Here is a 7,840-nt window from a genome sequence, read left to right as displayed (position 1 = left end):
TCTGTGCCAATTATAGTTCCATCGTCCTTCCCAGCTTTGCAGTTTATCATGTCGAATGGCACTCTGGATCAGTATCCATTCCACCTACTGGATAAAACTCGACGTGGAGAGTCTTGCCCGGATGATGGTGGCTTCTTGGTAGCGTGAAGGCGAAGAAGGAACATCGCATTACTAGCCGATCATAGAGAGCGCGCCGGGGTGCATGAGAATCAGAGCGCCCGCAAATAGGAAAATACCTGACGTAGCCGCAGCCGCCTTCAGACTAATTGACCGACCAACTGGAAGTAGGTTGTTTAGCAGGAGGAAGGTGCAGACCACGACAATAGAAATAGCTAACCGACCCATTATCCAGCTTGGAATCGAAAAAGCAATGGTACTAACAAGCAACGTAATGATTGCTAAGGCCAACCCAACACACACCACAATGAGGTCGTCACCCTCCCCCTTCTGCAGCCACAAGGCGACACACAGGCTTAGTGCGAGAATACAGTAGATGAAATTCTCCAACCCATCTGCCATCAGAAGCGCCAGAGAGTCCGCCTTGGCGATCAAGAGTTGCTCGGAAAGCCCCAATTGTGTCACAGTTGCGATTAGCAGGATTGTCGCAGAGATGAGGGCCATCCGCCAAGGCATACTTAATCGCGAGAGCGCGTAAGTCCCGTATACAAATGCAAGCGGTATTAGGGCGGAATTGTGGCTCAGGACGCCTAAGACCGAACAGACCGCGCTTCGCCCTATCCGGCCCCGCGCCAAAGCAAGGCATGCCCCGGCAATAAAGACTGTGGCGAAGCCCTGACGCATGACGTTGAACTGTAGGAGAATACCAAACGGAGAAAGGAACGATGCATAGAGCAGAACCCCTCTGCTGGGCCCTACCGCCAGCACCGATGCCACTAGCGTGTAGACGCCAACCCCCAAGACGAAATGGGGGCGGTCGAACTGCAGGCCTACTAGCTGGAGGAGAACCCACGACACCAATTCTTTGACGTAGAAGGTGTTCCCCAGATCCAGTACATACGAATAGTCCCAGTATCTATCAACGTCTATCCCACCATAGCTATCCCAACTCAATGAGAACATCACCGCAATGGCCAGGACCGCTGAAATATAGGCTATAGCTACAAAATTGCGATTATGCATGTTGAGAATATCCCGATTCCGAGGATCTTTCCTATCATCGCAGAATAATAGATGTGATCGGCGTTACCCCTCGTTTCCGCGAGGGCTGTCTTCGGAAATATATAAAAGTTTAGTACAAGGTTTCCGACGCCACTGATGGCCGTCGCGGACTGAACAAGTGTGGCTTGAAAATGAGGATAGCGGATGGCTAGGATATTAAGAATGAATGCCGCCGGCATTGCAAGAGAGGTGGCGAAGCTCTGTCCGAGGATAATCGCTACATCTCGTTTTCGGCTCCGGAAGCCGAGGTCTGATTCATTACAATCCTTATGACCAGCTGGATACCCCAATGCTGCTAGGGTGAAACCATGTTTCTCGACGCCCTGCAGTAGACGAGCACAGAACTTTAGTAGCACTGGCCAGATTCTCAAGGTCAGCATTAGAAGCAACATCGAACCAAAGCAGCCGACCATGGCAAAGTTCTTCAGCATTTGCTGCGACCCGCCACCATCGACATAGAGGCCGAGCAGCGGCGCGATCATAAAGCCTGTGAGCCGATTGATGCTGTAAACTTGGTTCGACAACATAAGGCCGAGTGGATAATGTCCCGTCACGGTGCCTGCATGACGCGCGATACTCGCGAGGGATTCCCCCCCGCAATAGAGCACAAAAAGTACAGTGATAAGAAACAGGAGCAAGATCATTAGCTTCCCCGCGTTTTGCCGCTTTCAGCGAGGAAAGAACGAAACTGGTTGAACGACTGGGCGATGTGATCGAAGTCGAGGTTATATCGACGTGTCTCGACGCATTCGGACAGGCGAACGCCGGCACGCATTTCGACCAACTTCGGTCGGAAATCCTCGTTTAGCACCGGGCTCATACAATCTTGGTACTTGATACCGTCACCCGAGACACCGGACGTGACATCCATCGGCTTAATGAGTGCGCAACGAACACCATAGACACAGCAAGTCACGAAGACGTGCATGGCGCTGGTAACCACCTCCGATGCCCCTGCAATTTCATCGATCAGGGCTTCGACATCCGCTGCGCAGCAGCGCCTGGCGTCGACCAGATCAAAATCCTCGTGCTCGACAGACCGGAATTTACTGTAATGATTAATATGAGGAATGAAAAGGCGCCTGTTCTTATTCTTCGGCTCTCGGGGTTGGTAAATGTGCCCCAAAAAGAAACCCGGGTCGCAGCACACAATCTCACTTGACCGGGCCTGTCTCGGCAGGAGATCCCGGGTCACAAATCCACGGACCATGCGGAAATCAGCCAAAGGATCGATATAGTCGGACACCGAGTTAACGCCGGCACCAAGAACCGACGAGTAACGGTTTGCGTAAGTAATGATGGATCCAAGCGACACGAGATGCGGATAGCGGCGCGCCTCACCTAAGTCTGCGTGGACTATGCGAGCACCGGTTACCCGATGTAGGAGAAAAGGGGAAAGCCAATCGCCATAGTTGCCCCCCAACGGCTTGTGCGTCCAGGCCAGCCTTAACGTTCGCGACGGTGACGTCTTCTCGTAATCTTCGAACGCCGCGTTCCATTTGGCGAGCGCGGCATAAGTGGGCCGTGAGAGAAGGCTAAGATCTCTATCCCCCAAGCGCCGCTGGGAGACCCGCAGTGAAAGCGCGAGATGCGAGCCGCTGAATCCCAAAGTTCGCGACGCGAGTGACAGGGCCATCCAGTAAAGACGAGTGAGAGCGAAAAAAAACACGGGCGACAAGTGGGCGTAAGCAGCCACCTTGAGGCGGACTAGGCTCATGCTGATACTCGCGATGGGCGTAGTTCATCGACGAAGCGAGCGATGTCCTCGACAATCCGATCACGGGAAAAAGCAGAGTTGCAGATCCATTCATCGTATAGCCGTGGGTCCTCGGCCAAGGAGACGATCGCAGCCATCGCCGATTCAACATTACCTGCCAGATAATTGTGATGATGGACATTGGCTAACACGTCATCGACCTCCCACCCCTTCTGCGAATTCAGGAGAGGACAGCCAAGAGCGAGATAGTCGCATAGCTTGTTGGTAATCGTTTGTCCGGCACCGCTCCGAATCGGGTTCACAGCGACGTGCTGCTCGCGCAACCGCGCTTCCAGCTCTCGGTAAGGGACCGTTCCATGGAAGCAGGTTCCACGATGCTCTAGGCCTTTCAATCTGCCTAAGTCAGGACCAGTGCCGAAGATATTCAACTCGATCTTCCACCCGGCAGTGACCAGTCGATTCACTGCAACGACGACTGTTGCGATATCGTAACTATACGACAATGTTCCAATGTAGAAGAGCTGGATCGCGTCAAGGCGCATAGGACGAGTTTCGACCATCTCAAATTCTGATCCGAGATAGGCTACTAAAGAAGAACAGTGTTCATTCGCCTCCCTTCCTCGAGCAAGATAAGTGCGCGAGACTGCAATTAATCCGTCAGCGCCGGAATAGACCCGGTCGGCGGCACGTGCGAAGGGCAGCAAGCGCGGCGGCACCTTTGCAATGGCCGGCACTACGGAACTGAAGGATTCGGGCCAGATATCCTGGATATCGACTATTAGCGCGGTCCGCGTCCGATCTATCCTCTGCAAAATATCGATGTTGTGGCCAATAGTAGGATAAGCAGAATACACAATGTCGTAGTCTTCGAGAGAAGGAAAGTGACGTCGGAAATTCTTCCGGAACTGCCGGATACTGTGCAGACGTTGCAGCCCTACATTTTTCGGATAGCCGGGCTCGTCAACGAGGACAACCTCCAGATTAGGATGCCTCTCCGTCGAACAAGCATCACGAAACGACTTCTCAAAATGCGAAAAGGTGCTTGTCACGAAGGTCGTGCGGTAATCATTGTCGGCAAAATACCTAGCCAAATAAGAGAACCGGTTGACGAATTTGTCTGTTGGCAGGGTACTGTAGGGCGCAACGATAAGTAGGCTCTTCATAGCGAGTTATCTCTCAGGGCAATGGGGTAATGCGGCTGGACTATTACGCCCTGCTTGCCCTGCCTTAATAATTAGCATTGATGCAAATTTCTCGTTAAATTAAATACGGAATCAGTGTTATCAACCTCGTACATCAAATGCCTTACAGGTGAGATACCACTTTGCGCTCACAAACCTCCTGCTGGTCCATTAAAGAACAACCTCTCGCATACTACTTTGGGTTCTACGAGCCTTATCTATTCCAGGACTTGAATCGTGCGTGCAACCGAATGGGGAAATCAGCTCAAACGTTCGATAACGCAAACTCTCATGTATGCGGCTCAACAACGGTTTGGGCTTCTTTCTGAATCGCCCCAATTTCCGCCTTCAAGGCATCATATTCTCGCAACTTCCTAGCCAGAAACTTACCTGTAAGAGCAGCTTTCTCGGCAATGCCGGATGGTGTCAGGATGTACGCGTAGCGCCACTTTGTGGAAGATGCCTTGAAGTTCTCGACCTTAATGAAACCGATTTCCGTCAAAGCGTTGAGGCAATAGTTTACTCGGCCAAGGCTTATGCCAAGCTCTTGGTTCAACTCCCTTTGCGTCACGTTGGGGTTGGCCTCGACTATCCGCATCACACTGAACTTCAATGCCTCGTATTTTGAGATATCTGAAGTTTTCATGACTGCAATTGGGGCTCATTGGCTACCGCACTGGACGAGAAACGAGCCTCGTTCAGTTTTGAACATGGTCAGTCTTTAGCGCAATCTGATACACTGCCAACACGCATAATCGTCGCGCAATGATTATTTAGCGTTGCTCGAAAAAGGCCATCCAACATGGGCCCGTGGGCACAGCTGTTCATCGCTTTCGGAATAAACGGATACACAACCGATCCCCTTACCCACATCACGCCCACACATTGTGCTCGGCATATTCAAGATAACGCGCCAGCACATTCACCGATTTCCAGCCACCGGCGCGCATGATGGCCGCTGTGTCAAAGCCCGCGCATAGGAGATCTTGCGCGGCGCCCACGCGGAGCGAGTGCCCCGAGAACGCCGCAACCTCCTCAGGCGGAAGTCCGGCTGCAGCAACAGCCTCCTTGATGATCAGCTTAACCTTGGTTGTCTCGAGCGAACGGTTGATCGGCTTGCCCTGGTAGATTCCGCAGAACAATGGGTCGATTGCGTTCCCGCGCCACGCAAGCCACTCGCCAACCAAGCGAGCCGATCGGCGAGAGGTAAAGCCAATGCGCCCCATCCCGAAGGGATCGGTTTTACTGCGGCGGATGATGGCGCGCAGCGTACCATCACCGCGCAGTTCGATGTCGCTGCTCATAAGCGCCACCAATTCCGAGCGGCGGGTCAGCAAGTCATAGCCCAGCGACAGCATGGCCCGGTTGCGCAGGCCCCAAGGTGTATCTGGCTGGACGTCGAGGCAGCGCTGAAGATGCGCGCGGGTCATGCCCTTTGCTTGTTTGGGACGCCCAAGCTTCGATCGGCGCACACGGCGCAGCGCCAGGTTCACATTTTCATCATTTGTCGGGTCCGGCAGATTCAGCAGACGGTGGACTTTGCGGATAGCGTAGAGCCTGCGGCGCACGCTCGAAGGGCATAGGGTTACCCCTTGATGTTCGAGAAAATCACACACGGTTTCGGCAGCGGCATGCAATGCCTCAAGCCCCCGCGCATCGCACCATTCGGCGAATATCCGCACATCTGTGTAATACGACTTAATGGTCGCCGGGGCATAAGCCCCCTCAAGCCGCTTGAATTCTGCGCGCCAATCGTGTCTTTGAATATTATCATGAGATAATTTAACTATCATATGATGTAAATAACATCACTGGAGCTTATAGTCAATGCTAGCAGGTGTTCAAATTCGAATGGCAAGGAACGCCCTCCGCTGGTCAGTGCGGGAACTGGCGACCCGGTCCGAGGTCAGCACCAGTACGATCACGAGGGCAGAAACCGATGATGGGCTGCCAAACACAACGCGCGCCAACCTTCTGGCACTCCAATCCACTCTCGAAGCCGGCGGCATCGAATTCATCCGCACAGCTGATGACGGCCCCGGCATTCGCATCCACCCTCCGCGCTAAGCGCCGACGGACTGACGCGGGCTGAAGCCACGGCTAGAAGAGCCGTTAGCGAGCAGCCTTGCGACGCAGCCAGCGCACGGCCGCGCAGAAGAGCAAGACAGCTATGATTGCCGCGCAATCGGCAAGCCAGTCGGACACCTGCGCATCGCGCTGAAGCGAGGGGATCATTTGCAGAACTTCAATCGCCGCTCCCAAGGCTGCCATGGCCACAAAAATGCGCCGGTAAGGCATCTGCGGAAAACTGACCGCCGCAAGAAGGGTCAGGGCCGCAAAGGCAGCCATATGTTGCAGCTTGTCATTCACCTCCAGCACTACAGGAGGCTGCGGCAACAGGGCCAAGACCATCGTAAATACAAGGGTCAGCCAAAAAACTACTGGCAGAGCCTTCACAAGGATTCCTGAGAGCATGGTTGGGGACCGATTTTGGGGTTGGGCAGCGCGGCCATGGCGCCGCCAGAGCGCCCCTCTGAAGGACCAGGATAAACAAAGCAAGAAACCCTTGCCCAGCCTGCCGGCCGCGCTTCTTGAAAGACCTTCGCGATGCAAATCTCGCACCCGGATCAAATCTTCTCGATGATTTCCCGGCTCGTCCGAATGAGCTGCGTGACGCGTCGGCGCATGGCCAGACTGTCCGCTGTATAGAGGCCGGATTTCAGGGCGTTCTGATTGCCGCGCGGCGCTCCAGACCCCTTCGCCCCGCCATGCATGCGGCAGCGCCGATAGCCCTTTGTCGCCGGCGCCTGGCAAGGCTTGCCAGTGCGGGTCTGCGCGCCGCACCGCGGCGCATCATGCATGCCGCGCGTATTGCGCGGATGCGTGCCGCTCATTTGCGGCGGCCCCTTGTGCGAACCCTCTCGGGGCCTGCCGACGGCAGCGGCACGCTGGGTGCCTCGAGGGAGGCTGGGCGCGCGCTGGGCGCAGACTCGGGCTCGGCGGCCGTGCCCGCTTCGACATTTCCGACGATGGCCTGGCCGCCGCTTGCGACATGGACATGTTTTACCGTGACCTTCTGCTCACCCTTGCCGCGATGCTTGTCGAGTGCGGCCAGCTGCCGAGCATAGAGGCTCATCATCTTTTGCGCATGGCCCAGATTGTTGGCGCGGCCTTCGAAGGTTTGGCCAGGTACCATCGCTCGACGGAGGCATTCCATCGCCGCTTCATGCGCTCCGACCATTTGTACCGCCAGCATCGCCTCCATCCCGTCTGCAGGCTTGATACTTTCGAACAGATCGACCGCCTTGATGATCCGGGCATTCTTGGCGGCCTCATCCATATCTTCAGGAAGCCATAACAGGCTTGCGATCTCGTTGAGCTTCTCTCGCTCAACCGCGATCCAGCTTGTTTTGACAACCTTATCGACCGGCCAGAGCTGGTGAGCAGGCAGTCGCTCTGTCAGCGCACGCTCGGCCGGCTTGGCTTTGGGGGTTGGATCTTTTTTGCGCGCCATCCCCGGAATGTGGGCCATCAAGTGCCGTCAGGCAAGATCTGAAATCCTACAGTGGATAGGGTTGTTTTGCATTTTCAGGGTCAACCCGCCCCCGCCCCCATCAAACTCCCGATAACGCCTGCCCTCTCGTTTTAAGTCTTGGCGCTAGGATCGAACAATGATCGCAGACAATCAGGCCAAATGCGCTGCCTAATTGCAAAGCGAAACCGCAGATTTAAACAATCCAAGAAATTTGACCCTGCATTTATG

At 54.7% G+C, this 7,840-nt stretch carries 10 protein-coding genes; 1 reads left to right on the top strand and 9 read right to left on the bottom strand.

Annotation, left to right across the window (positions count from 1 at the left end; all coding sequences use genetic code 11):
* Positions 1-171: 171 nt before the first annotated feature.
* The 6 genes from ACESNI_RS17470 to ACESNI_RS17445 form a co-directional block, all read right to left on the bottom strand.
* Positions 172-1,140: a hypothetical protein gene (locus ACESNI_RS17470; protein WP_373089350.1), complete on the bottom strand. Its 969-nt coding sequence runs from the start codon at positions 1,138-1,140 to the stop codon at positions 172-174.
* Positions 1,119-1,823 carry a hypothetical protein gene (locus ACESNI_RS17465; protein WP_373089348.1) on the bottom strand — a complete coding sequence of 235 codons (705 nt, stop codon included), beginning with the start codon at positions 1,821-1,823 and terminating at the stop codon, positions 1,119-1,121. Before ACESNI_RS17465 ends, ACESNI_RS17470 begins: the two co-directional genes overlap by 22 nt.
* Positions 1,823-2,896, bottom strand: coding sequence for a hypothetical protein (locus ACESNI_RS17460; protein ID WP_373089346.1), 1,074 nt, complete (start codon positions 2,894-2,896; stop codon positions 1,823-1,825). Before ACESNI_RS17460 ends, ACESNI_RS17465 begins: the two co-directional genes overlap by 1 nt.
* Positions 2,893-4,059 carry a glycosyltransferase gene (locus ACESNI_RS17455; protein WP_373089344.1) on the bottom strand — a complete coding sequence of 389 codons (1,167 nt, stop codon included), beginning with the start codon at positions 4,057-4,059 and terminating at the stop codon, positions 2,893-2,895. Before ACESNI_RS17455 ends, ACESNI_RS17460 begins: the two co-directional genes overlap by 4 nt.
* A gap of 307 nt (positions 4,060-4,366) precedes the next feature.
* Positions 4,367-4,723 carry a MarR family EPS-associated transcriptional regulator gene (locus ACESNI_RS17450; RefSeq protein WP_373089342.1) on the bottom strand — a complete coding sequence of 119 codons (357 nt, stop codon included), beginning with the start codon at positions 4,721-4,723 and terminating at the stop codon, positions 4,367-4,369.
* 226 nt (positions 4,724-4,949) lie between these two features.
* Entirely contained in the window at positions 4,950-5,870 is a 921-nt protein-coding gene (locus tag ACESNI_RS17445) for a tyrosine-type recombinase/integrase (protein ID WP_373089340.1), read from the bottom strand.
* 34 nt (positions 5,871-5,904) lie between these two features.
* Here ACESNI_RS17445 and ACESNI_RS17440 point away from each other — a divergent pair, with 34 nt between their 5' ends.
* Positions 5,905-6,144 (top strand): multiprotein-bridging factor 1 family protein, encoded by a 240-nt coding sequence (locus tag ACESNI_RS17440; protein ID WP_373089338.1) that lies wholly within the window; start codon positions 5,905-5,907, stop codon positions 6,142-6,144.
* Positions 6,145-6,189: 45 nt separating this feature from the next.
* Here the strand turns inward: ACESNI_RS17440 and ACESNI_RS17435 are convergent, their stop codons facing one another.
* From ACESNI_RS17435 to ACESNI_RS17425, 3 genes are all read right to left on the bottom strand, one after another.
* Positions 6,190-6,534, bottom strand: coding sequence for a hypothetical protein (locus tag ACESNI_RS17435; RefSeq protein WP_373089336.1), 345 nt, complete (start codon positions 6,532-6,534; stop codon positions 6,190-6,192).
* A 170-nt stretch (positions 6,535-6,704) separates the two neighbouring features.
* A complete protein-coding gene (locus tag ACESNI_RS17430) occupies positions 6,705-6,938 on the bottom strand; it encodes an HGGxSTG domain-containing protein (RefSeq protein WP_373089334.1) in 234 nt (77 codons plus the stop codon).
* Between the two features lie 29 nt (positions 6,939-6,967).
* Positions 6,968-7,609, bottom strand: a complete 642-nt coding sequence (locus ACESNI_RS17425) for a hypothetical protein (protein ID WP_373089332.1) — start codon at positions 7,607-7,609, stop codon at positions 6,968-6,970.
* Positions 7,610-7,840: the final 231 nt, after the last annotated feature.

Origin of the sequence: Sneathiella sp., assembly GCF_041689005.1 — a bacterium.
Classification (GTDB): Bacteria; Pseudomonadota; Alphaproteobacteria; order Sneathiellales; family Sneathiellaceae; genus Sneathiella.
The sequence above is the reverse complement of the archived record's forward strand: the minus strand, read 5'-3'. Positions and strand labels throughout refer to the sequence as shown.

Excerpts from the sequence above, each read along its gene's own strand:
- ACESNI_RS17470 (WP_373089350.1), bottom strand. The coding sequence starts at position 1,140 with ATGCATAATCGCAATTTTGTAGCTATAGCCTATATTTCAGCGGTCCTG.
- ACESNI_RS17465 (WP_373089348.1), bottom strand. The coding sequence starts at position 1,823 with ATGATCTTGCTCCTGTTTCTTATCACTGTACTTTTTGTGCTCTATTGC.
- ACESNI_RS17460 (WP_373089346.1), bottom strand. The coding sequence starts at position 2,896 with ATGAGCCTAGTCCGCCTCAAGGTGGCTGCTTACGCCCACTTGTCGCCC.
- ACESNI_RS17455 (WP_373089344.1), bottom strand. The coding sequence starts at position 4,059 with ATGAAGAGCCTACTTATCGTTGCGCCCTACAGTACCCTGCCAACAGAC.
- ACESNI_RS17450 (WP_373089342.1), bottom strand. The coding sequence starts at position 4,723 with ATGAAAACTTCAGATATCTCAAAATACGAGGCATTGAAGTTCAGTGTG.
- ACESNI_RS17445 (WP_373089340.1), bottom strand. The coding sequence starts at position 5,870 with ATGATAGTTAAATTATCTCATGATAATATTCAAAGACACGATTGGCGC.
- ACESNI_RS17440 (WP_373089338.1), top strand. The coding sequence starts at position 5,905 with ATGCTAGCAGGTGTTCAAATTCGAATGGCAAGGAACGCCCTCCGCTGG.
- ACESNI_RS17430 (WP_373089334.1), bottom strand. The coding sequence starts at position 6,938 with ATGCATGATGCGCCGCGGTGCGGCGCGCAGACCCGCACTGGCAAGCCT.
- ACESNI_RS17425 (WP_373089332.1), bottom strand. The coding sequence starts at position 7,609 with ATGGCCCACATTCCGGGGATGGCGCGCAAAAAAGATCCAACCCCCAAA.